The sequence below is a fragment of the Rhizobium sp. FG113 genome, assembly GCF_057809895.1.
The window spans coordinates 134,897-158,024 of sequence record NZ_JBMDKV010000009.1 but is presented as its reverse complement, the minus strand read 5'-3'; the positions used below and the strand labels follow the sequence as shown (position 1 = coordinate 158,024).

The 23,128-nt window shown below is 59.7% G+C and carries 17 protein-coding genes; 4 read left to right on the top strand and 13 right to left on the bottom strand.

All coding sequences use genetic code 11. The features are described 5' to 3' along the window. Window positions 1-49: 49 nt before the first annotated feature. A complete protein-coding gene (locus tag ACODTZ_RS20915) occupies window positions 50-2,347 on the bottom strand; it encodes a DDE-type integrase/transposase/recombinase (RefSeq protein ID WP_203428607.1) in 2,298 nt (765 codons plus the stop codon). Between the two features lie 961 nt (window positions 2,348-3,308). Between ACODTZ_RS20915 and ACODTZ_RS20910 the strand changes: the two genes are divergently transcribed. The 3 genes from ACODTZ_RS20910 (at window position 3,309) to ACODTZ_RS20900 (ending at window position 6,400) form a co-directional block, all read left to right on the top strand. Then, a complete protein-coding gene (locus ACODTZ_RS20910; protein WP_203428606.1) occupies window positions 3,309-3,893 on the top strand; it encodes a hypothetical protein in 585 nt (194 codons plus the stop codon). A gap of 993 nt (window positions 3,894-4,886) precedes the next feature. Next, the gene (locus ACODTZ_RS20905) at window positions 4,887-5,087 is read left to right on the top strand and encodes a hypothetical protein (RefSeq protein WP_489027788.1); all 201 of its coding nucleotides are present in this window, start codon (window positions 4,887-4,889) and stop codon (window positions 5,085-5,087) included. A gap of 293 nt (window positions 5,088-5,380) precedes the next feature. Then, the gene (locus ACODTZ_RS20900; RefSeq protein ID WP_018900461.1) at window positions 5,381-6,400 is read left to right on the top strand and encodes a GlxA family transcriptional regulator; all 1,020 of its coding nucleotides are present in this window, start codon (window positions 5,381-5,383) and stop codon (window positions 6,398-6,400) included. Window positions 6,401-6,455: 55 nt separating this feature from the next. On the opposite strand, the gene ACODTZ_RS20895 is transcribed toward ACODTZ_RS20900, so the two are convergent. The 5 genes from ACODTZ_RS20895 to ACODTZ_RS20875 form a co-directional block, all read right to left on the bottom strand. Continuing rightward, a complete protein-coding gene (locus ACODTZ_RS20895) occupies window positions 6,456-7,781 on the bottom strand; it encodes a diguanylate cyclase (protein WP_413391392.1) in 1,326 nt (441 codons plus the stop codon). Between the two features lie 199 nt (window positions 7,782-7,980). Continuing rightward, window positions 7,981-8,811, bottom strand: coding sequence for a response regulator (locus tag ACODTZ_RS20890; protein WP_209233692.1), 831 nt, complete (start codon window positions 8,809-8,811; stop codon window positions 7,981-7,983). A 241-nt stretch (window positions 8,812-9,052) separates the two neighbouring features. Then, window positions 9,053-11,593 (bottom strand): mechanosensitive ion channel family protein, encoded by a 2,541-nt coding sequence (locus ACODTZ_RS20885; RefSeq protein WP_489027785.1) that lies wholly within the window; start codon window positions 11,591-11,593, stop codon window positions 9,053-9,055. A 178-nt stretch (window positions 11,594-11,771) separates the two neighbouring features. After that, window positions 11,772-13,211, bottom strand: a complete 1,440-nt coding sequence (locus ACODTZ_RS20880; protein WP_489027783.1) for an MFS transporter — start codon at window positions 13,209-13,211, stop codon at window positions 11,772-11,774. A gap of 176 nt (window positions 13,212-13,387) precedes the next feature. After that, on the bottom strand, window positions 13,388-14,542 hold the full coding sequence (locus ACODTZ_RS20875) for an amidohydrolase (protein ID WP_489027781.1): 1,155 nt from the start codon (window positions 14,540-14,542) through the stop codon (window positions 13,388-13,390). A 166-nt stretch (window positions 14,543-14,708) separates the two neighbouring features. On the opposite strand from ACODTZ_RS20875, the gene ACODTZ_RS20870 reads away from it, so the two are divergent. Beyond that, window positions 14,709-15,494, top strand: coding sequence for an IclR family transcriptional regulator (locus tag ACODTZ_RS20870; protein ID WP_489027779.1), 786 nt, complete (start codon window positions 14,709-14,711; stop codon window positions 15,492-15,494). On the opposite strand, the gene glpK is transcribed toward ACODTZ_RS20870, so the two are convergent. The 7 genes from glpK to ACODTZ_RS20835 form a co-directional block, all read right to left on the bottom strand. Next, window positions 15,484-16,986 carry a glycerol kinase GlpK gene (gene glpK, locus ACODTZ_RS20865; RefSeq protein ID WP_489027777.1) on the bottom strand — a complete coding sequence of 501 codons (1,503 nt, stop codon included), beginning with the start codon at window positions 16,984-16,986 and terminating at the stop codon, window positions 15,484-15,486. The two genes, ACODTZ_RS20870 and glpK, sit on opposite strands and share 11 nt — an antisense overlap. Before the next feature lie 150 nt (window positions 16,987-17,136). Further along, window positions 17,137-18,861, bottom strand: coding sequence for an ABC transporter substrate-binding protein (locus ACODTZ_RS20860; protein WP_489027776.1), 1,725 nt, complete (start codon window positions 18,859-18,861; stop codon window positions 17,137-17,139). A gap of 77 nt (window positions 18,862-18,938) precedes the next feature. After that, the gene (locus tag ACODTZ_RS20855; RefSeq protein WP_037178747.1) at window positions 18,939-19,220 is read right to left on the bottom strand and encodes a DUF2160 domain-containing protein; all 282 of its coding nucleotides are present in this window, start codon (window positions 19,218-19,220) and stop codon (window positions 18,939-18,941) included. Between the two features lie 15 nt (window positions 19,221-19,235). Beyond that, window positions 19,236-20,051 carry a carbohydrate ABC transporter permease gene (locus ACODTZ_RS20850; protein WP_037178748.1) on the bottom strand — a complete coding sequence of 272 codons (816 nt, stop codon included), beginning with the start codon at window positions 20,049-20,051 and terminating at the stop codon, window positions 19,236-19,238. Between the two features lie 37 nt (window positions 20,052-20,088). Continuing rightward, window positions 20,089-20,955, bottom strand: a complete 867-nt coding sequence (locus tag ACODTZ_RS20845) for a carbohydrate ABC transporter permease (RefSeq protein ID WP_037178749.1) — start codon at window positions 20,953-20,955, stop codon at window positions 20,089-20,091. A 3-nt stretch (window positions 20,956-20,958) separates the two neighbouring features. Further along, window positions 20,959-22,029: an ABC transporter ATP-binding protein gene (locus ACODTZ_RS20840; RefSeq protein ID WP_489027773.1), complete on the bottom strand. Its 1,071-nt coding sequence runs from the start codon at window positions 22,027-22,029 to the stop codon at window positions 20,959-20,961. A 12-nt stretch (window positions 22,030-22,041) separates the two neighbouring features. Beyond that, window positions 22,042-23,118 carry an ABC transporter ATP-binding protein gene (locus ACODTZ_RS20835; RefSeq protein ID WP_489027771.1) on the bottom strand — a complete coding sequence of 359 codons (1,077 nt, stop codon included), beginning with the start codon at window positions 23,116-23,118 and terminating at the stop codon, window positions 22,042-22,044. Window positions 23,119-23,128 lie beyond the last annotated feature (10 nt).

The following is a 23,128-nucleotide window of genomic DNA, read 5'->3' as shown; positions in this document are numbered from 1 at the left end:
TTGTTATGTTTGGCCGTCCATCCATCGCTCTTGTTCCTCAAATAGGTAGTCAGTGCCGAAGGGAGCGACGTCCACTTCGCTCTAATTGGTCCAGAAAAGCCTCACTCGCTTCGGCCGACATTGCATATGTGGCGGGCACGTCGGGTTGATCGCGGATCACTGGTTCGGACGGAGGAGCCGACTTTTCGGTCTTCTTCATGGATCGGTTAAGCCCAGTCTGTTTTGGCGTTTCCGTTGGCCCTTGTATGTGCTCCAGCCGAAGTTGGACCGGCACGTCAACCTGCGACACGCCGAGATTGGTCACAGGGATGACCACGTCGAACTGTTGAACGTCGGCCGAAATGACAACAGCTCTGCCGCCTTCGAGCAATCGCGCGGTCTTCTTAGCATCGCGATGCGTCTCCTTTTTGATGCGGGCTTGCAGCATTTCGAAAAACTCGCGCAGGTACTTCGCCCTGGTGGCGGGAGGATAGTATTCTTCGAATATCTTCTTGTTCGCCTGACGCGCGGATGTCGCGAATTCGAACGAGACGGCCTTGTTTGCGAACACCGGGTCAACGTTTTCGAAAAACAGTATGTCGTTCGATTTTGCGTCGATCACTCCAAGCGATGAGACATCGCTGGGATTCCATAACACCTCGACTTCTAAGGTGGATCGCTTGCCAGTTTTCAACGTCAACTCAGATGCGCGTGAATTCAAGATTTGGGTCGTGTATGCTGTATTCTGATATCGGTGGCCTTTGAACATCACGCCGCTCGGCGTGAGCTTGGCTTTGCCACGTCGTCTGAGTAGCAGGTCGAGAACGCGAATATCGGCTACCATTCCACGGCCGTGCAAAGGCAGATGTTTAGACCACCGATAGGCTGGTGGCTCATCGGTCCCACCGTGCACGAGCATGTGGTGTTCAGTGACGATCTTGTGGATCACCAGATCGTTGATTTCTTCAAGATCGAAACGTGCGTATTTCCGATAATCTGCAGATGTCACATCCTCATCGATTGAGAATCCGCCTGGCAATGTGGCCATCACCCGTTTGCACGTACCGATAGCTCTTTCTACGACTGCCTTCCACTCGGGGGAGGCTAGTGGTGCGTACTCAATGCCGATCCCAATCGACAGCAAACCCAACTGAACGCTTCTAGTGACATGAGAACGAAGGTTATCGACAACAATAGTCGTGGGACATCCATAGCCATCAGTCGCATCAGCCAGGTCCGGAAACCGCTTAATCCACCCGATCTTCGGTGTCATGACCATCTTCAAGCACGCCATGAACGTCGAAATGCTAGGTGGCGCAAAGGTCAAGATGATGCCAAGCGTCATCCTTGTGAACGCGTCAACGGCGTAAACGACCTCAACGCGCTTCGTATCAAGAATTTCAGCTTCTTCCCCATCGGCTGGCACTTCCTGATGAGTTTGGCCACTCTCCGTCGTCTGGCGTTTAACCGCTGACCAAATGTTCCCCAATGTTTGATCGATGATGACGATGTGTAGTGGGTATCGAGCATCCTGTGGCACGATTGTCCCTTGCAGCCGTCGCGCGGCTTCTCGTTCGCCTTGAAGCTTTGCAAGCCTCTCTTTAGTTGCGTGTTTCTTCAGCCAGTTGTTGAAGGTTTTTTCATCCGGCGGTTTCTGCCGCTTGCCTGTGGGAATCCCGACGCCTTCGTCGCGTTCCTTGTAGAATTCGGCGAAGAACCACTCGTATGCCTGGCCGGGTGTGGCGAACCCACCGTCGAACCGCTGCTCTATCGCCTCCGTCGCAAGTTCATAAACCCAGCTAGGCCAAATTCCTCTGTCACGTACACCACCACCTTGCCTGCGGAAGCAGTCGACAAGCGAAACGTGCGAAGTCCTTCCGAAGACAAGCTTTCTGATCGTTGACGCTGACGGTATGGTCTTCCCGAACCCTCGACTCGACGCATCGGCATGGTTGGCTGCGATAAATTCCGTGAGATGAGGGTCTCCCTTAGTGTAATAGCCCACTTCGGCTCGGTGATCGATGTACCGATTGGCATAGAATTGCTTGGTTCCCGCCCAAAGAACCGCTTCAAGCTCTTCGTCATGATCCTTAGCCTGACCCGCCGTAACTTGGCGTCCTTCAGGTTCGAATAGAGCAAGAAGATGCTTCACTTTCATCGTCGCAAGCTTCTGTCCGGCACTTGCGGTCTTGGTGATGTGTCCGCCCGCGTGACGGACCGCAAACTCTGTGAACTCGATGCGTATAGTCTCCCCGCCAGGATATCTCGAAAGAGAAATATCCTTCTTGTTAAGCGCATCCACGGAGAATTCGCCTGGCACCATAATGTCGCGCACAAAGAAGCGGTCGTCGAGGAGGATGTTAAGCATTGCCGGATTGCTCTCCCGCAAGCCGAAGCCACACTGGCGAACTGGGCGAAAGGCCCCTGCTCAAGTCTATTGAAACCGCATGCTTGTAATGGAGGGCTTTGACTAATCTATCGCCCCGGGGCTGCCCTCCAAGCTCTGCAGAAAGGGTACTGAATTGTAGCCACCGCGCCCCCCCGAATGCGAGAACGCATCGCGACCTTTCCAAGGCCCCGACACGGTCATTTGCTGCGATTTCAAGAAATATGAGTGAATCGGTAAATTGCCGATCAATATGCGGAGTGTGATGGAGCGTAAAAAAAGGGCGGCCTGCGTGGCCATAGACCGCCTTTACTATGTCCATTTTCATCTTCGCAACATCATCGTTGACAGTTTGATCGCTATCCGACTTCAACTCGAAAACAAGTGTAACGGGATCGAAAGAGTGCGAAGGTTCCGCGAAAGGTGCTGCGACAATTTCATGAAGCGGTCTTCCCCTGACGAGTTCGTCCCTGAATGAGGGGTGGACCCGAACTTCGATGTCGGGGGTATAGCGCAACTGCCTCTTGATACCCCTCAGCCCGATAAAAAGGCTATGAGGCTGTGCGACAATGTCTACAACACGCGAGCAGACTGCTAACATGCGCAGCACGACCGACTCCACTGCTCTGGATTCCCATGGACTACCCATGTGACGGCTTTTGTTGAGCGGCAATAGACCCACGGCATGCGTACGGTGACCATTCGCGATCCACCGTACAGGACCGCCGCCCTCGGCCCTGCCAAAGGCATACCACTCAACCACATATGGCTCTCGGTAAGTTGGCACGGAACGAGGCTTTCCTTATCGTTATCTCAAGGAAATTCCTGAGGGTTGTGGCCAATGCTCAATGTTTACAAATGACATGAAAGCCATAACTCGGTACGATTCAATCAGAGGCAAATCAGGTTTGGAAAGATGCGAACGAACATGAATGACTCATATATGATTCTCGAAAAGGAGGAAGAAGAGAATCTTAACATCCACAAAAAGAATGACACTCTTGGCGATCCTGATATTTGCGCTTGGGCTGGAGAACTCAAACGGAACATCGCTTCGTCGGAAGCAGAGGCCTCTTCGCTTAGATCGAGAGCCGAGGTGCTGGAGGCACGAGCAGATACCCTCCGACAAATGGCGAAGGCGTCTGATGCCAAGACCAAGGCGCTCCGCGATCTACTGCAGCAGATGGAGACCACTACTAAGACGCTGGGCCCGGTAGCAGGCAAAAAGACGCGGCAACCAGGCGGAGGTTCAACCCTTACCGCGCTCGTGCGCGAGCGTGCGAAAGAGATACTTAAAGCCGCCGGACATCCGCTTGGGCGGACGGAGATATTAGCCCAACTGATCGATGACGGCATCTTGATCAAGGGTGCGAAGCCCGCGCAGCGCGTCGGCAAAATCTTATGGGAATCCGACGAATTCGAGTACCAAGGCAAGGGTTATTGGCTCGTGGGTGAGCCAATCGCGGCTGGCTATAAGCGTGAAAAACGATTTAGAGCGCCCAATCGCAAAAAAACTTCTGACAACTGAACAGTCGGATATTATTCCCAAAGGAAATCAAGATTTTCCTCCAGATTCTCCCTTAGACGGAAATTCGTGACGCTTTGCGTCAACACGAATAAAAGTGCCCTTTTTTCAATTGCTTCGGCGAAATGCGACTATGATTTTCCTTCCGAATTTCCTTGGTGCTCAAGCCGAGTTATATCCGGCGGAACTTCAATCGGGTCGTCGATATTGAATTCCTTTTTGACAAAAGAATTCCTTGGTGCTCGCTTGAGAGGTGTGGAAGGAAATTCAAAAGAATTCGATTTAGAATTCCTTACCTAGTGTCAAGGATGTCACCTACCAAAGAGAAGTGATGTCGCAGTGCGTGCGGATTTCATAGACATCTTGGGGCGTTTCCATATCTCTCCGGGGAGCACGATAACTAATTCTGCAGCGGCGGGGATGGCTTTCGTATCAACAGTCGCGCCATCACTAATCAGAGCGTGCCTGGGCGGCTAGTGCGCGGGAAGCCGCCCCGCAATGCTGACAGACGCGGGCCGCGCATCTGTCTTCGCTGGGTTGTGGATAGATGCCGCGTCGTTTCGCGCTCGACCTAAATATCTCACCACAGCCGCTGGAGGTCCGCGAAACAACAATCACCGGCGTCAAAATCTCTTTGCGGAGGAGAAGACGCGCCGAGCGGTATTCTCCGCCTAACGCATTTCCCCCTACTGGACCCCGAAAAGCGCCAAAAAACTAAACCATTGATTTTGCTTGCTTTGGAAAATTTAGTTGACTCTAGACCCCACATTTTTTCCGAAAAATACCGAAATTTTTTCCGCCAGAGTACGATATTTTTTCCCCAAACACATCGTCAGCGCCATTGGCTGCCCGATCCACATGATCGGCCAATCATTCAAAATGATTGATGATAGCCATAAACTCTATTCGTTTGATTGATGGGCCGCAAAGGACCATATCAGTAACAACGAATTCACAACCGAGAGACGTCGGTCGATACGAGAAAGGACATTCGACATGACCACGATCACCTTCAGAGACAACAAGCTGCCCCATGTGGTTCATCATGATCACTCCCTGTCAGCCTATGCCCGCAAGGTTGCCCGCGCATGGCATCAGTGGCAGGCCGCCCGCGAAATCGAAGCCATGCCGATCGACATGCGCAAGGATTTCGGCTGGCCGTCGGCGGATAATGTAGACGACCACAAGGCGATGTAATGGATGCGACATACCTCCCCGCATGAGAGCGGCGCCTGCTTACCCGCAGCGCCGCTTTCGTCGTTTTAGGCCCCTCGTGATTTAATCTTGAATATCAGGAACATGTATTTCCAAGGCGGCTTTTAGCGAACATTTGTTCTTGGCAAAAGCCAATTGACCGACGTCAATTCAAGCAATGTCGCATTTTTGCTCTTTGCGGCCGCATTTTTCCATGAGAATGTCGCTTTCTGAATATCTAAGCGGCGCAATCCAAGCACCAATAGCGCATTGGCCCTCCATCATGGATTTCTCGCATGAGCAAGATGTCGCATAAGAAACGCTCCATCGTCTTCTTCATGGTACCGCAGTTTACGATGCTGCCCTTTTCGGCCGCGATCGATACGCTGCGCATCGCCAACCGCATGCTGGGCTACCAGGCTTATACCTGGCGCCTGACCTCGGTGGATGGCGAAAAGGTCTATTCCTCCTGCGGCATCGGCGTCGAGGCCAACACATCGCTGGCGGACGAGCGTCGCAACCTCGGCGGCGAGAACCGACCGAGCATGGTGCTGGTCTGTTCCGGCATCGACGTCGAGGAATTCAACAACAAGTCCGTCAATGCGTGGTTGCGCGAATCCTACAATCGCAGCGTCGCCGTCGGCAGTCTCTGTACGGGCGCGCATGTGCTTGCCCAGGCCGGTCTCCTGAATGGCAAGCGCTGCGCGATCCACTGGGAAAACCTGCCGGGCTTCTCCGAAGCCTTCCCGCAGGCGGAGGTCTATGCCGATCTCTACGAAGTGGACAGCAATCTCTACACCTGCGCCGGCGGCACCGCCTCGCTCGACATGATGCTGAACCTCATCGGCGAGGATTTCGGCGAGACGCTGGTCAACCGCGTCTGCGAGCAGCACCTGACCGACCGCGTGCGCAGCCCGCACGACCGTCAGCGCTTGCCACTGCGCGCCCGCCTCGGCGTTCAGAACGGCAAGGTTCTGTCGATCATCGAATTGATGGAAGGCAATCTCGCCGAGCCGCTGTCGCTGCTGGAGATCGCCGACGGTGCCGGCCTGTCGCGCCGGCAGATCGAGCGCCTGTTCCGCCAGGAAATGGGTCGTTCCCCTGCGCGCTATTATCTCGAAATCCGGCTCGACCGCGCCCGTCACCTGCTGGTGCAATCGTCGATGCCTGTTGTCGAAGTGGCGGTTGCCTGTGGCTTCGTGTCCGCGTCTCACTTTTCCAAGTGTTATCGCGAACTCTACCACCGCTCGCCGCAGCAGGAGCGCGCCGAGCGGAAGATGACGATGGCCACGGCCCGCCAGGCCATCGCGGCCTGAGCCTTACGACAAGTGCCCACGATAGCGGCCGTAAACCGCTATCGTGGATGCGACATCACTCCGCCGCGTTCGTCACCACACGCGCGTCGGAATAGACCTGGTTACGCCCATGATGCTTGGCCATGTAGAGATACTGGTCGGCGGCGTTGAGATAGTTCTCGAACGTCTCGTAACCACCGATTTCGGCGACGCCAATGGAGACGGTGACCGAAATGTCTTCCTCCTCGGCCACGATCTTCAGCGCTTGAATTTCCTCGCGCACCCGGTCGCAAAGCGCCGTCGCGGCCGCTGAGTCCAGCCCGGCAAAAAGCATAGCGAACTCCTCGCCACCCACGCGCGACAGGAGATTGTCAGTGCCGATAAATTCGCTCTGCAGCCGCATCGCAACCGCCTTCAGCACCCGGTCGCCGATCTCGTGGCCATAGGTGTCGTTCAGACGCTTGAAATGGTCAATGTCGAGAACGGCGACGGAGGCGGGTCGCGAGCCGCGCAGACACTCCGTGATGATCCGCGGTCCCTGGTCGTAGAAATAGCGCCTGTTATAGAGCCCGGTCAGATAGTCGCTCGCCGCCGCAGCCCGCAACTGTTTGATCTGCGTCAACGTCTCGATATTGTGCGAGATGCGACATTGAAGTTCCTCGGGCACGAAGGGGCGATAGACGAAATCGCTGGCGCCGGCCTTCAGAAAGCTCGCGGACAGAAACCGGTCTCCCGACGACGAGATGCCGATCACACGGATTCGCTCGGTGCTGTAGCGATTGCGAATCCGCCGCGTCAGTTCGTATCCGTCCATGTCGGGCATGTGATGGTCGGTGAGAACGAGCTCGATATCGGCGTGCTTCTCCAGCACCTCCAGCGCCTCGATGCCGGTACCGGCCTGACACACCTTGAACTGCTGCGCTTCCAGCAGCTCGACGAGCGCACTTCGGGCGGAAACGATATCGTCGACGACAAGCACACGCGTTCTCCGGTTGGAGATGGCGCGCCGCACGGCGGCGATCAGATTGTCGAGCGCGAACTCGTTATCCTTCAAGACATAGTCGATGACATTGCGCGATGTGATGCGGTTGCGCACGTCGGCATTGAACGATCCGGTAAAAACGATGGCCGGGATGTCATGCGCAAGAATCTGGTCAAGCGCTTCTCCATCCCGCGCGCCGGGCAGATTGAGGCCGACAACTGCCATGCTGAAACCATCCTCGGCCTCCAGAAGCGCTGCGTCGAGCGCCTCCTGGGATCCGCAATGCGTCACCGTCAACCCGAGCTCCGTCTCGAAACGGTGCGATAGGACGGACGAGAACATGCGCGAATCCTCGACCAGAAGAACCGTGCGCCCCTCGCGTTGCGAGGCCTGTCGTTCACGCAGAATGTCTGATTTCATGTCGGTCACCTGCCTTGTTGGGCTTTGCCTGGCGAACAAAAATGCGTCCCGCGCCGCATCCGGTCAAAAGACCGCAGGCGGGGCGCGAAAGGCGATTTTCATCGGTTGGGTATGGGAGTGGAGAGCACTTCCGGGAGTGCAATCACACTCCCTGGAGAGATGCCTGCACCCCGGTGCATGGATTAGCGGATGCGGCCGCTTAGGCGCTCTTGCGCGCCGGCTGCATCGCCTGGATCTGCAGAAGCGTGTCGAGGTTCTGATTGACGCGGCAATAGAACTCTTCGTCGATGAACGGACGCAGCATGAAGTCGTTTCCGCCGGCCTTCAGGAAGCGCGCCGAGAGCAGACGGTTGGAAGACGACGAGACCCCGATGATCCTCAGCTCATGCGAGCCGATACTGGAACGGATGCGGCGGGTAAGCTCGAAGCCGTCGATATCAGGCATGTTGTAGTCGGTAATCATCAGGCCGATATCACGGTTTGCCTTGAGGGTTTCGAGCGCCTTGGCGCCGCTATCGGCCGTGCTGACACGGAAATTGTAGCGCTTCAGGCGGCTGGACAGCAACGCACGCGCCGTCGGGCTGTCATCGACGATCAGCACGTGGTGACGATGGTTGGTCAGGAAGCGGCAGACGGATTCAGCCAGAAGGTCGACGGCGAAAACATTGTCCTTCAAGATGTAATCGACGATCTCCTTGGCGACCAGCTTGTCGCGCATGCCTTCCTGGAAGGTGCCGGTGAACACGATCGTCGGGATGCTGAGATCCACCAGATATTCCAAAGCCTCGCCGTTTTCGGCGCCCGGCAGGTTGATGTTGGAAATGGCGAGTGTGATTTCCTGGGAGGACTTGTCGTAGCAGAGCTGCAACTCTTCGAAGTTGCGGCAGATTTCGACCTCGATGTCGAAAAGCTCCTTCAGGCGCTTGCTGATCATCGAGGTGAAGACGTTGGAGTCTTCGGCGACAACAATACGTACATTCTCAAACGTGCCACCGGAATACTGCATCCCGGAAATACCCAAAAAAGCCATTTCAAAACCCCAAGAAGAAAATCGTCTGCTTGGTTCAAATCGCTACATCAGGGTGTTTGAATAAGTATTAAACGGACACGTTCTTGACCGGACAAACTAGCGTCCGGCGCAAAGGGCGCGGCTTTCTTGGCAACATGATTAAAGGACTATTCAGCGTGTTGTAATCTATAACCTAGTGATCGGTTCACTACATCACGTGCAGTCAACAACGAGCACAAGCAGAGCCTGTGCCCGCATTGATCTAGCCTTCAGACTTGCCACGAAGACGGCGCACCCTGCCATCACCTTCCTCGATATCGCGGCTATCGACTGGCTCGTCCACCACGGGCTCGGGCGCCAGTATCGCCGCATCCGGCGTGACCGTATCCGGCTGGCGGTGGAAAACCACGTCGCTCTGCGGCAGCGGGATCTCGATCGCCTCCTGGCGGAAACGCTTGAGGATCGCGATCCTCAGATCATTGCGCACCTTCAACCCGTCGCCCATGTCGCCGAGCATGAAGCGCAGCTCGAAATCGAGCGAGTAAGGACCGAAGCGCAGAAACTCGACATGCGGCTCCGGATTGCGCAGCACCAGCGGCACGGCGTTCACCAGCTCGAGCAGGATATCCATCACCTTCTGCGGATCGGAATCGTAGCTGACAGACACCGGGATTTCGGAGCGTCCCATCTTGTTGCGATGGGTCCAGTTGCCGACATTGGCGTTGATCAGCTCCGAGTTCGGCACGATGATCGACTGCTTGCGGAAAGTCTCGATCTCGGTGGCGCGCACCGAGATGCGCTTGACGATACCTTCGGCCGTGCCTGACACCACGTGGTCTCCGACCTTGAACGGCCTCTCGACCAGCAGGATCAAGCCGGAAACGAAGTTCGACACGATATTCTGCAAACCGAAACCGATACCGACGGACAGTGCCGAGGCGACCAGCGCGAAGCTCGACAGATCGATACCGGCAGCCGACACGCCGATCAGCGCCGCGATGCCGACGCCGAGATAGCCGATGCCCGTCTTGACCGAATTGCGCACGCCGAGATCGACATGGCTGCGGGCCATGACGTTGTTGTCGAGCCAGCGCTGGATCCAGCGCGTCAGGAGATAGCAGCCGGCAAACAGCAGGATACCGGTGAGTATGCCGACCAGCGAAATGCTGATGCCGCCGAGCCTGACTTCCGTGAACAGGCGGTAGGCGATCAGCTGCAGGTCCTGCACATGGAAGCCCCAGAGCAGCAGGATGAGCGGAATACCGGTCGCCAGCGCCACGCCATAGATGCAGAAGCCGACGAGCAGCCCGACCTGGTCGATCACGACAGGCCCGAGCTTGAAGCGCGACGCCAGATATTGCCCCGGCCGGGTATCGCCGAAGGTTTCCGTCCGCGAAATCGCTTTGCCCGAGAGCAGGCCGATATAGGTCGTGACGCCGATCGCGCCGGTAAAGATCAGCTGCGAGGCGATGAAGCGCGCGAAGCCGACATAACCGGTCAGCGCCGCGAAGATAAGACCGCCGCCGAGGACACGCAGCACAATCGCCAGCCCCTTCGGCCAATGCCGGCCAGGCGCATCCGGATCACGGCTCTTCGCCATCATCGGTCGCCCGAAGGACGCCGCGATCAGGATCAGACCGATGATCAAGGCCGCGATCCAGCTTCTGACGACGGTCAGAACCAGAGGCGAACCCATCGATTCGCTGATGCTGCCGAAGAAGAAGTCCAGCGCATGGACGATCGCCATCGCCAATAGGCAGGCGCTGATCGAGCTCGCGCCACGATTGGACAGGCGGACGAGACGCCACTGCGGATCGCGTGGCGCGAAGACGGCATTGGTGAAGCGCCGAACGAAATAGATGACGCCGATCGTCGAAAACAGCGCCGCGACCACAGGCGCGATGTCGGGTCTCAGAACGTTGAAGCTATCGAGGAACAGATAGGACGTGACCAGAAGCGTCGCGAGCGACAGCGTCCTCACCAGCGTCGACCAGAAGGCAATCGAAAGCCGGCTGATATAGGAGGGCGGCTCATCGCTCTCCTTGCGCTGCAGATAGTGCCCGAAGAGCCGGTAGCTGCCCGACAGAAGGATCAGCGCTGTTGCGAGCGACATGAAGATGGCCGCGGCAAAGGCGAAGGCCTTGAACTTCAGCACGAAGCCCAGCCAGCTCGCCAGCGCCTGCTGGAACGCACCCACTTCCTGAACAAACGCGGTGCCGGCGTCGGCAAGCACGGAGGCGGAAATGTCGCTGCGGCGAAGCAGCGTCGCGGCAAACAGCTTGCGGCGCAGTTCCGCGATCTGGTTGCTCATCCGGCCGAGCGAGGCGGTCAGCGTTTCGGCGTCACCCTGCACCACGTTGAGCTGCGCGCGCTCCGCCATCAAGGCATTCCGCTCGTTGGCGACGATCTCGGCCTCGGGCGGCTGCCCCTCCTTCGGCGGCTCACCGAGCTCGGCCAGGCGCGCCTTGATCTGATCGAGACGCGGCGTGATCCCGCCTGAAATCCCGGCAACGCCGCGATTGAGCTCATCGGCCCGCCCCGCCAGCGCCACTAGCCCGTCATCGTCGTCGACGCTCTGCTTCACGCTCTCCTGAAGTGCGGCAAAATCGGCCTTCGCCTTGGCCATGTGCTTGGCGGCCTGATCGCCCGGCCCGCTCTGCGCGGCAGCGTTCTGCTCGGCAGCCGGCTGAACGCTCTGCGCCGGCGCGGCGGGCGGCGGGGTCTGCGCATGGCTGGAACCAGCGCCGGCCACGGCCAGCGAGACAAACAATAGGCTCTGAAGCAGAAAACGTGTCAGCCGCAAGGTATCCCCGCCAGGTTTGGTAGCAACTTCGGTAGTGAGAACGAGCGCCCGCTTTTCATAGGAAAGAAAGGCGACAGAAAGGCGACGCGGCTCGAAGCAATCATCTGAGCCCTCGCTATCACGTCACGATCCGGGCGGCGACGTGGAAATCGGCCGCACCTGGATAACCGTCTACGCGCTACCGCTGACGCTTGTGCCCCGAAACCTCGGCACCGGCATCGTGAGGCAATTGCAGAAACCGTAGCGTCGAAACGACGCCGATCGCGCCGATGACAACGAAAGCCCAGCGAAAATCGACAAGTCCGGGATCACCAAGCCCTCGAACCGCAGCCGACACGTTCAGAACCGCAGCCGCAATCGCGACACCGAGCAGCATCGACATCTGCTGCAGCATGCTCGACAAGGTCGAGGCCGAACTTCTTTGCGCGCCGCTGATATCGGCAAAGGCAATCGTGTTCAGCGCGGTAAACTGCATGGAGCGCGACAGGCCGGTGATGAACAGCAGCGCATAGATCACCAGACGCGGCGTCTCCGGCACGAGAAAGCCGCAGGCAGCAATCGTCAGCGCCGCGATCAACCCGTTGAAGAAGAGCACCGTCCGGAAGCCGAACCGGGCAAGCAACGGCGTCGTCACCGTCTTCATGCTCAGATTGCCGAGGAAATAGACCAACAGGTAGATGCCCGCCTCGATGGAGCTCAGCCCGAAGCCGAGCTGGAACAACAGGGGCAGCAGAAACGGCGGCGCGTTGATGGACGTGCGGCTTGCCGTTCCGGCCGACAGCGTGGCGATCGCAAAGGTCTGTACCTTGAACGACGAGAGATCGAGCAGTGGATTGTCGACCCGCATGAAATGCCGGTAGGCGATGAAAGACAGCACGATGCCGGCAACCAGCATGGCGCCGACCGGCAAAAGACCGCCATGCCATTTCGCGGACAGTTCGAGCGCCGCCAGAAGAAGCGTCAACCCGGCACCGCTCAGGATAAAGCCGCGCACGTCGAGCCGCCCGGCATCCTCCTCGCGCTGCTCCGGCACGAAACGCCAGACAAGCGCCATGCCGAGCACGCCGATTGGCAGGTTGATGAGGAAGTTCCAGTGCCAGCTTGCATAGGTGGTGATGACGCTTCCGAGCAGCGGCCCGATGACAGGCGCCGTCAGCGCCGGCCACGTAATCAGCGCAATGGCCTGCACCAGTTCGGACTTGCGCGCGTTCTTCAACACGATGATCCGCCCCACCGGCGTCATCAGCGCGCTGCCGGCGCCCTGGACCGCGCGGGCGAGCACGAATTCGGTCAGATTCTCGGAAAGGCCGCAGAGCAGCGAGGCGACGGTGAACACGGCGATGGACGCCATGAAGACGCGGCGTGCGCCATAGCGATCGCCAAGCCAGCCCGACAGCGGAATGAAGGCCGCCATGGTCAGCATGTAGACGGTGATGCCGATGCTCATCGAGATCGTGGGAACACCGAAGCTCGCCGCCATCTGCGGCAGCGAGGTGGTGACGATCGTGCCGTCAAGGATCTGCATGAAGAAGGATACGGCGACGACCAGCGCCACTATTTTCGAACGGCGCGCGCTACCCGCGTCACCATCCGCCTCGACCGTCTCAACTGCTGTCATCAATCTGCCAATGTGAAATCTGGATCAAACGGCCGGCAACAGCACGTGCGGCGTGGGGCGTCGGTCGAACCCGATCGTAGATAGGCTCATCGTGCCGAGCGGGAAAGGGAAAAACGACCTGCACGGGCAATTTCGATAAGCCGGCGCACATGACATCAATCAAATCTGCGGCACCATCAGCCGAGGATATTGGTGACCGCCCGCAAAAACACGCCGGCCCCGATCGGGATCAATGCCTCGGGGAAATCATAATCCGGATTGTGCAATTGCGGATGCGTCTCGCCCGACCCGAGGAAGAACATTGCCGACGGCGCCACGGTTCGAAACAGCCCGAAATCCTCCGAGCCCTTCATCGGCAGCAGGCGACTGTCGCTCTGGTGGCTGACGCCCTCGTCATCCAGCGCCCGCCGCAACGCATCGACGGCTTCAGGCGAGTTGAAGCACTGATGAAACACATCCTCGTAAGTGATCTCGATCTGAAGCCCGGCCGCATCCGCCTCGCTCTTCGCCAGCATCTCGGCGCGCTGCACCAGCCCGGCCATCCGCTCGTCGGTCAGCGTCCTGAGCGTCGCCCATATCTCGGCCCGCCCGGGGCTGATACCGAAGGCGGGCTCGCCGAGCCGGGCGTGGGTGACGGTCACCAGCGCGAAATCGGGACCGACAGGCGCAACACTCCCGAGCGCCGTGAGCCCGCCAAGCAGGCTCGCCAGCGCGAATGTCGGCGCAACGCCATCCTCCGGGCAGGATGCATGGGAGGTCTTGCCGTTGAGAATGATCTTCATACCCCGCGACGCGCAATTGACGGGCCCTTCGCGCAGCAGCACATGCCCGAGCGGCACACCCGGAAGATTATGCAGCGAAAGCGCCATATCGGGTTTCAGCGTCGCGAACTGAGGATCGGCGAGCACTGCGGCCGCACCCGCGCCATTCTCCTCGGCCGGCTGGAACAGGAGGATAACACGCCCCTTGTTCGGCCGCTTCTGCCCCAGCGCGGTCGCAACCGCCATCAGGATCGACATGTGCCCGTCATGACCGCAAAGATGTCCCTTGCCCGGGATCGTCGACCGGTACTCCTCGTCGGAGATCTCCTCGATCGGCAACCCATCGAGCTCGCAGCGGATAAGCACCGTCGGCCCCGGAATGGCGCCGTCATAGACCGCGGCAACGCCATGTCCGCCAAGGTTCGAGACGATCCGATCGGGCTTTGCCAGAAGCAGCGCTTCCTGTACCCGGCGCGCGGTCTCGACCTCTTCGCCCGAGACCTCGGGATAGCGGTGAAGCTCGCGGCGAAACGCGATGATATTTGAAAGCTCTTCCTGCGTCAGAAACATCGGCGTCATCCTGCAAATCTGCCGCATGCTATGTGCGCCAGAGATGGGTAGCAAGCTGCTTCGTGAAACCGAAAAGTCGTCCCGCACAGTCGATAGCACGGCCGAACTTTCGCTTTTCGGTTTCGGCTTATTTGTATATGTAAAGGCATATTCACAGGAGAACAGCATGGACGCGGATGAAGCCGACCGGTACCGGGCGCCTGCCTTGGACAAGGGGCTTGATATCCTCGAGCTTCTGGCGAGCGTCGAGGAGGGGCTGACCCAGGCGGAAATCGCCAAGCGCCTCGACCGCAGCCCCAACGAATTCTACCGCATGCTCGACCGGCTCGTGCGCCGCCGCTATGTCACCAAGCTTGAGGGCGACCGCTTCACGCTGACGCTCAAGCTCTTCGGCCTATCGCAGTTGCACGCCCCTGCCCGTCGCCTCGCCTCCTTCGCCATGCCGCTGATGCGCGACCTCGCGCAGCGCACCCGCCAGGCAAACCATCTCGTCGTTTTCGATCGAGCTTCCGCCGTCGTCATCGCCCAGCACGAAGCACCGAATTACTGGGGCATCTCGATCCGCGTCGGCTCGCATATGAGCCTGCTTGAAACCGGCTCCGGCCACGTGCTGCTGGCCTTCCGCACCGATGAGGAACGCGAAATGATGATCGCCGAGCATGCCCGCGATCCTAAGGCCAAGCGGCTGGGACCAGAGTTCTATCAGCGCCTGAGCGATATTCGCGAACGTGGTTACGAGAAGATGCCGAGCGCCCAGACCGCCGGCGTCCACAACCTGTCGGCCCCGATCCTCGGCCCCGACGGCCGCGTCATCGCCGCCCTCACCTGCCCCTATATTGGCCTCGTCAACGCGCCCGACGCACCCGATATCGACGGGACGATCGTCATGCTGCAACAGGCCGCCCGCGACCTCTCACTGCTCGCCGGATCGGACGTGAAGATCACGGGCTGAGCGGGCGCGAAAGCGTTCGCGATACGGCATCGCGCCAGCCGGCGATCTTCTCCTGCCGTTCGGTGTCCGGCATCGTTGGCAGGAACTGACGGTCGCTGTGCCATGCTTTCGCGAAAGCGGCGCGCTCCGGCCAGACACCCGCCTGCGATCCTGCAAGCCATGCAGCACCGAGAGCCGTCGTTTCTTGCGCTGCGGAGCGATCCACGGGATTGGCGACGATGTCGGCGAGACGCTGCATCGTCCAGTCGGAATTCGTCATGCCGCCGTCGACCCTGAGCACTGTCCCGATCCGACGCTCGCCCCAATCCTTGCGCATGGCCACGAGCAGGTCCAGCGTCTGGTAGGCGACCGATTCAAGCGCCGCATGCGCAAGCTCCGCCGGCCCGCTGTTGCGCGTCAATCCAAAGATGGCGCCGCGCGCCTGCGGGTCCCAATAGGGCGCGCCGAGACCGGTGAATGCCGGCACCATGTAGACGCGTTGCCCATGATCGGCCGCAACAGCCAAAGCGCCGCTGTCGGAGGCGCGCGAAATGAGGCCGAGCCCATCGCGCAGCCATTGCACGGCAGCCCCCGCGATGAATATCGACCCTTCGAGCGCATAGGTCGTTTCGCCGTCCAGCCGATAAGCGATCGTCGTCAGCATCCGGTTCGACGAGGCGACACGATCCCGGCCGGTGTTGAGCAGCGCGAAACAACCCGTTCCATAGGTCGATTTCATCATGCCAGGATCAAAACAGGCGTTACCGATCGTCGCCGCCTGCTGGTCTCCGGCAACGCCCAGGATCGGGATTGCCGCTCCGAGGATCGACTTGTCCGTGACCCCGAAATCGTCAGCGCAGTCCTTGACGTCAGGCAGCAGCGGCGCCGGTATCGCAAGCACGCCCAAAAGCTCGTCGTCCCATGTGGCATCAGTGATGTTGTAAAGCATGGTGCGCGAAGCGTTGGTCGCATCGGTCGCGTGAACCCGCCCGCCCGTCAGGTTGAAGATCAGCCAGCTGTCGATGGTGCCGAAGCAAACACCGCCCATCCGTGCGCGCTCCCGCAGCCCATCGACATTGTCGAGCAGCCACCGCAGCTTGGTGCCGGAGAAATAGGGATCGAGCAGCAGCCCCGTCTTGGCGCGAACCAGCTTCTCATAACCATCCGCCTTCAAGCTGTCGCAGATCTCGGCGGTGCGCCTGTCCTGCCAGACGATTGCCCTGTAAAGCGGCCTGCCGGTCTTGCGATCCCATACAACGGTCGTTTCACGCTGATTGGTGATCCCGATCGCGGCGATTGCCGAGGCCGCGATGCCCGCCTTGTCGATCGCCTGCCGCGCGGTGGTGACGACACTCTCCCATATCTCGCACGCATCATGTTCGACCCAGCCCGCCTGCGGATAGTGCTGCCGGACGTCCATCTGCGCCGAGGCGACCATCGTCATTCTGCCGTCGAAGATGATTGCCCGAGACGACGTCGTGCCCTGATCGATCGCCAGAATGAACCCGCCCATGATCTGTTCCGACTGAATAGGAGTACCGTTCCCGCCGCTCGAACGGCAGGTTTCCAACATGGATTTGAAAATGGAGAGCGCCGGCGACAGCCCTCGCATGCCGCCGGCATAGAGTTGACCGGGGACGCTAATCCCCGGCCGTGGAGCCCGTTACTGGGACTGCCAGCTCTTGACCAGTTCGTCGTAGTTGACGGTGACCGGCTTTTCCTTCTCGTTCTCGATCTTCAGCTGGGGAGCGAGGTTGCCCTTGGCGACCGCGTCCTTGTTCCAGTATTCGAGATCATGCTCTTCGGCGAGCTTCGGACCGATATCGCCCTGCACCTTGGCGCGCTCGAGGCGCTGCAGGACCTTTTCCTGCTCGGCGCAAAGCGAATCCATGGCTTCCTGGGCGGTCTTGGCGCCGGAGGACGCATCGCCGACAGCCTGCCACCAAAGCTGTGCCAGCTTCGGATAGTCAGGAACGTTGGTGCCGGTCGGCGACCACTGCACGCGGGCCGGCGAGCGATAGAACTCGACCAGACCGCCGAGCTTCGGAGCACGCTCCGTGAAGCTCTTGTCGCGAATGGTGGATTCGCGGATGAAGGTGAGACCGACATGGCTCTTCTTCACGTCGACCGTCTTCGAGGTCACGAACTGCGCATAGAGCCATGCGGCCTTGGCGCGATCGTCGGGCGTGGACTTCATCAGCGTCCAGGAACCAACGTCCTGATAGCCGAGCTTCATGCCGTCCTTCCAGTAGACGCCGTGCGGGCTGGGCGCCATGCGCCACTTCGGCGTGCCATCCTCGTTGACGACAGGCAGGCCCGGCTTGACGGCATCGGCCGTGAACGCCGTGTACCAGAAGATCTGCTGCGCCACTTCGCCCTGCGCCGGCACGGGGCCGGATTCGGAGAAGTTCATGCCCTGCGCTGCCGGCGGTGCATAGGCCTTCAGCCAATCAAGATACTTCTGGATCGAGTAGACGGCAGCCGGACCGTTGGTATCGCCGCCGCGCGCGACGCATGAGCCGACGGGACGCGAGTTCTCATCGACCTTGATGCCCCATTCGTCGACCGGAAGACCGTTCGGAAGGCCCTTGTCACCGTTGCCGGCCATCGACAGCCATGCGTCGGTGAAGCGCCATCCGAGCGACGGGTCCTTCTTACCGTAGTCCATGTGGCCGAAGACCTTCTTGCCGTTGACTTCACGGCCGGTGAAGAACTCGGCGATATCCTCATAGGCAGACCAGTTGACTGGAACGCCGAGGTCGTAGCCGTACTTCGCCTTGAAGTCCGCCTTGTTCTTCTCGTCGTTGAACCAGTCGTAACGGAACCAGTAGAGGTTCGCGAACTGCTGGTCGGGAAGCTGGTAGAGCTTCTTGTCCGGCGCGGTCGTGAACTTGGTGCCGATGAAGTCGTTGATGTCGAGTCCCGGATTGGTGACATCCTTGCCTTCGTTCGCCATCCAGTCGGTCAGCGAGCGGGCCTGCTGGTAGCGCCAATGGGTGCCGATCAGGTCACTATCGTTGACATAGGCGTCGTAGATGTTTTCGCCCGACTGCATCTGCGTCTGCAGTTTTTCGACGACGTCACCTTCGCCGATCAGGTCGTGGGTGATCTTGATGCCGGTGATGGCGGTGAACGCCGGCGCCAGCACCTTCGATTCATATTCATGCGTCGTCAGCGTTTCGGAAACGACCTTGATATCCATGCCGGCGAAGGGCTTCGCGGCATCGATGAACCATTGCATTTCCTTTTCCTGGTCGGCGCGCGAAAGCGACGAGAGTTCGCCGACTTCCTTGTCCAGGAATGTTTTCGCCTCGTCCATGCCGGCATAGGCGGAACCCGCCATGGCCAGCAAGATGCCTGCTGTTGTCGCTAGTAGATGCCGTCGCATGATATCCTCCCAAGGTTTGCGATTGCAGTCTTCACGTCAGGCGGCCAGTACCCCCGGCCATCTGTATCTCCCTGGCCTCACACGTAGCGGAACACGCCGATGGCGTAGACTACGGCAAGACCAAGAGCCCACCACAGGTTGGGCCCGACGAGGCCCAGCCATGCGAGATGAATGAACGCTGCCCCCAGCAGCGATATGAAGAGACGGTCTCCCCGCGTAGTCTCGAACCTCAAGACCCCGACACGCGGCGAGCCGCCCGGCGCCAGATATTCCCAGATGCTCATGCCGATCAGAAGCACGAGGATCGTGAGAAAGAACAATGCGGTCGGCAGCGTCCACGCCATCCAGGAAAAGTTCATGTTTGGTCTCCCCTTTTAGACGCGGCCGAGCGCGAAGCCCTTGGCGATGTAGTTGCGGACGAAATAGATGACGAGCGCGCCGGGAATGATGGTGAGCACGCCGGCCGCCGCCAGCACGCCCCAGTCCATCCCCGAGGCCGAGACCGTACGCGTCATGATGGCCGAGATCGGCTTGGCGGCCGTGGTCGTCAGCGTGCGGGCCAGCAGCAACTCCACCCACGAGAACATGAAGCAGAAGAAGGCCGCCACCCCGATCCCCGATGCCACCAGCGGCATGAAGATGCGGATGAAGAAACGCGGGAACGAGTAGCCGTCGATATAGGCCGTCTCGTCGATCTCCTTCGGCACGCCGGACATGAAGCCTTCGAGGATCCAGACCGCCAGCGGCACGTTGAACAGGCAGTGCGCCAGCGCGACAGCAATGTGGGTGTCGATCAGGCCGAATGCCGAATAGAGCTGGAAGAACGGCAGCGCGAAAACGGCGGGCGGCGCCATGCGGTTGGTCAAGAGCCAGAAGAACAGGTGCTTGTCGCCTAAGAACCGGTAGCGCGAGAAGGCATAGGCCGCAGGCAGTGCCGCCAGCACCGAGATCACGGTGTTCATGACCACGTAGGTGATCGAGTTGATGTAGCCGTTGTACCACGACGGATCGGTGAAGATGATCGTGTAGTTCCTAAGCGTCGGGTTCTGCGGCCAGAGCGAGAAGGTGCCGGTGATTTCGGCATTCTCCTTGAAGCTCATGTTGACCAGCCAGTAGATCGGCAGGAGCAGGAAGATGATGTAGACGGTCGAGACCACCCAGGAGAAGTTGCCGGCCGGCTTGTATTTCATCGTCTGTGTTGTTGCTTGGGCCATGGTCCTCTCCTCCTCACGCGTTCTCGTCGCCGCTGGTCATCACGGTGTAGAAGATCCATGAGAGCAGCAGGATGATCAGGAAGTAGATGATCGACATCGCGGCCGCCGGACCGAGGTCGAACTGACCGACGGCCATCTTCACCAGATCGATCGACAGGAAGGTGGTCGAGTTGCCGGGGCCGCCGCCGGTGACGACGAAGGGCTCGGTATAGATCATGAAGCTGTCCATGAAGCGCAGCAGCACGGCGATCAGAAGCACGCGTTTCATCTTCGGCAGCTGGATGTAGCGGAAGACGGACCAGCGCGAGGCACCGTCGATCTTCGCCGCCTGATAATAGGCGTCCGGGATCGAGACGAGGCCGGCATAGCACAGCAGCACGACAAGGCTCGTCCAATGCCAGACGTCCATGACGATGACGGTGATCCAGGCATCGACGGGATCGCGGACATAATTATAGTCGAGCCCGATCGCCTCCAGCGTATGGCCGAGCAGGCCGATATCGACGCGACCGAACACCTGCCAGATCGTGCCGACGACGTTCCACGGGATCAAAAGCGGCAGCGCCATCAGAACGAGGCAGACCGGCACGCCGATCCCCTTCTTCGGCATGTTGAGCGCGATGAAGATGCCGAGCGGGATTTCGAGCGCCAGGATGATCAGCGAGAAGGCGAGATTGCGCTGCAAAGCCGCCCAGAAACGGTCGGATTGCAGCGTCTGCACGAACCAGTCCGTGCCCGCCCAGAAGAACTCGTTGTTCCCGAACGTATCCTGCACCGAGTAGTTGACGACCGTCATCAGCGGGATCACCGCCGAGAAGGCGACGAGCACCAGCACCGGCAACACCAGAAACCAGGCCTTGTTGTTCCAGGTCTTGTTCATGGCTCAGCCCTCCCTGCCGACGCGCCAGGAATCGGCGTAGATGTTGATGGCCTTGGGATCGAAAGTGACCCGCGCCTCCGAGGGGATCTCGGCATCCTCGGTCAACACGATGGCGATCGGCTGGCCCGCGAAATCCGCCCGCACGATCTTCTGCCGCCCGATATCCTCGACCCGGTTGATGGTAACGGGCATGCCCTCGCGCCCGAGGCGGATGAACTCCGGCCGGATACCGAGCTCGGTCTTGGCACCAGCGGCAGCCTTCGGCGCGTAGTCGAGCGTCAGCGTCTCGCTTCCCATCGTCACCCTGCTGCCATCAAGCTTTGCCGGCAGCACGTTCATGCCGGGCGAGCCGATGAAGTAACCGACGAAGGTGTGGCTCGGCTTTTCAAAGAGCTCGGCGGGCGTGCCGATCTGCACGATCTCGCCCTCGTACATGACGACGACCTTGTCTGCGAAAGTCAGCGCTTCCGTCTGGTCATGCGTGACATAGACCATGGTGAAGCCGAACTGCTTGTGTAGCCGCTTCAGCTGCGAGCGCAGCACCCATTTCATATGCGGATCGATGACCGTCAGCGGCTCATCGAACAGGATGGCGTTGACGTCGCTGCGCACCAATCCCCGGCCGAGCGAGATCTTCTGCTTCTGGTCGGCGGTCAGGCCCTGCGCCTTGCGTCGCGCCATGGGCGTCAGATCGATCATCTCAAGAATTTCGCGAACGCGACGGTCAACCTCGGGCTCTGATACGCCGCGATTGCGCAGCGGGAAAGCCAGATTGTCGTAGACCGTCATCGTGTCGTAGATGACGGGGAACTGGAACACCTGTGCGATGTTGCGCGCCTGCGTCGCGAGATTGGTCACGTCCTTGCCGTCGAACAGGATGCGGCCATGCGACGGCTGCAGCAGGCCGGAGATGATGTTGAGCAACGTCGTCTTCCCGCAGCCCGACGGCCCAAGCAGCGCATAGGCGCCGCCGTCGTTCCACTCGTGGTCGACTTCGCGCAGCGCGTAGTCCTTGTCCGATTGCGGGTTCGGCCCGTAGGCGTGGCGGATGTGGTCGAGCGTGATGCGTGCCATGTCCCTACCCCTTCAAGCCGTTGCGCCGGACGAGATCGCCCGGCCGCTGGTGTCGAACGCCATCAGGTGGCGGCCATCAAGAAACACGTCGATATCGGTGTCCGGATCGATGTCGTGGATGCCATGCGCCAGCATCACCCAGCGCACACCCTCGTAATCGAGGTAGACGAAACTCTCCGAGCCGGTGATCTCCGAGAGCTGCGTCCGCGCCCTGAGTTGCACGGCACCCGGCGTCTGCGCGGAAAGCCCGAGATGATGCGGATGAAACGCCACCGTCACCGGTCCATCGGCCATGCCGACCAGATGCGCCGGCACCGCAAACACATCACGCCCGTCGCGCTGGAACGTCGCGCCCGCTTTCACCACGTCGATGAAATTGAGTGGCGGATCGGCGAAGGTCTTGGCGGTGGTGAGATCGCGTGGCGTCCGGTAGACCGAAATGGTCGGCCCGAACTGCGTCACCCGCCCTTCCGACAACGTCGCCGTATTGCCGCCGAGCAGCAGCGCTTCGGATGGCTCGGTTGTCGCATAGACGAAGATGGCGCCCGATTGCGCAAAAATCCTCGGCAACTCGGCGCGCAGTTCCTCGCGCAGCTTGTAGTCCAGATTGGCAAGCGGCTCGTCCATCAAGACGAGGCTGGCGTTCTTCACCAGCGCGCGGGCAAGCGCGGTGCGCTGCTGCTGCCCGCCGGAGAGATTGAGCGGCGTGCGGTCGAGATAGGGCGTCAGCCGCAACAGATCGGCGGCCTTGCGCACCTCGCGATCGATGGTGGCACCATCCTTGCCGGATATGCGCATCGGCGAGGCGATGTTTTCATAGACCGTAAAGGCGGGATAATTGATGAACTGCTGGTAGACCATCGCGACATTGCGCTTCTGCACCGGCATGCCGGTGACATCGACGCCATCGAAATGGATCGTCCCGCTGGTCGGCCGGTCGAGCCCGGCCATCAGCCGCATCAGCGACGTCTTGCCAGACAGGGTCGGCCCCAGCAGCACGTTCAGAGTGCCGCGTTCAAACGCGAGATCGGTCGCGTGGACATGCGTATCCGCGCCCACCGTCTTTGCGATGTTTCGCAATTCCAGCATTCAGGTTCCC

What these genes read in the sequence shown, in the direction of transcription:
- ACODTZ_RS20855 (WP_037178747.1), bottom strand. Translation starts at nt 19,220, where the DNA reads ATGAACTTTTCCTGGATGGCGTGGACGCTGCCGACCGCATTGTTCTTT.
- ACODTZ_RS20895 (WP_413391392.1), bottom strand. Translation starts at nt 7,781, where the DNA reads ATGAAATCAGACATTCTGCGTGAACGACAGGCCTCGCAACGCGAGGGG.
- ACODTZ_RS20890 (WP_209233692.1), bottom strand. Translation starts at nt 8,811, where the DNA reads ATGGCTTTTTTGGGTATTTCCGGGATGCAGTATTCCGGTGGCACGTTT.
- glpK (WP_489027777.1), bottom strand. Translation starts at nt 16,986, where the DNA reads ATGGGCGGGTTCATTCTGGCGATCGATCAGGGCACGACGTCGTCTCGG.
- ACODTZ_RS20845 (WP_037178749.1), bottom strand. Translation starts at nt 20,955, where the DNA reads ATGAACAAGACCTGGAACAACAAGGCCTGGTTTCTGGTGTTGCCGGTG.
- ACODTZ_RS20910 (WP_203428606.1), top strand. Translation starts at nt 3,309, where the DNA reads ATGATTCTCGAAAAGGAGGAAGAAGAGAATCTTAACATCCACAAAAAG.
- ACODTZ_RS20900 (WP_018900461.1), top strand. Translation starts at nt 5,381, where the DNA reads ATGAGCAAGATGTCGCATAAGAAACGCTCCATCGTCTTCTTCATGGTA.
- ACODTZ_RS20840 (WP_489027773.1), bottom strand. Translation starts at nt 22,029, where the DNA reads ATGGCACGCATCACGCTCGACCACATCCGCCACGCCTACGGGCCGAAC.
- ACODTZ_RS20905 (WP_489027788.1), top strand. Translation starts at nt 4,887, where the DNA reads ATGACCACGATCACCTTCAGAGACAACAAGCTGCCCCATGTGGTTCAT.
- ACODTZ_RS20835 (WP_489027771.1), bottom strand. Translation starts at nt 23,118, where the DNA reads ATGCTGGAATTGCGAAACATCGCAAAGACGGTGGGCGCGGATACGCAT.
- ACODTZ_RS20850 (WP_037178748.1), bottom strand. Translation starts at nt 20,051, where the DNA reads ATGAAATACAAGCCGGCCGGCAACTTCTCCTGGGTGGTCTCGACCGTC.
- ACODTZ_RS20880 (WP_489027783.1), bottom strand. Translation starts at nt 13,211, where the DNA reads ATGACAGCAGTTGAGACGGTCGAGGCGGATGGTGACGCGGGTAGCGCG.
- ACODTZ_RS20915 (WP_203428607.1), bottom strand. Translation starts at nt 2,347, where the DNA reads ATGCTTAACATCCTCCTCGACGACCGCTTCTTTGTGCGCGACATTATG.
- ACODTZ_RS20870 (WP_489027779.1), top strand. Translation starts at nt 14,709, where the DNA reads ATGGACGCGGATGAAGCCGACCGGTACCGGGCGCCTGCCTTGGACAAG.
- ACODTZ_RS20875 (WP_489027781.1), bottom strand. Translation starts at nt 14,542, where the DNA reads ATGTTTCTGACGCAGGAAGAGCTTTCAAATATCATCGCGTTTCGCCGC.
- ACODTZ_RS20860 (WP_489027776.1), bottom strand. Translation starts at nt 18,861, where the DNA reads ATGCGACGGCATCTACTAGCGACAACAGCAGGCATCTTGCTGGCCATG.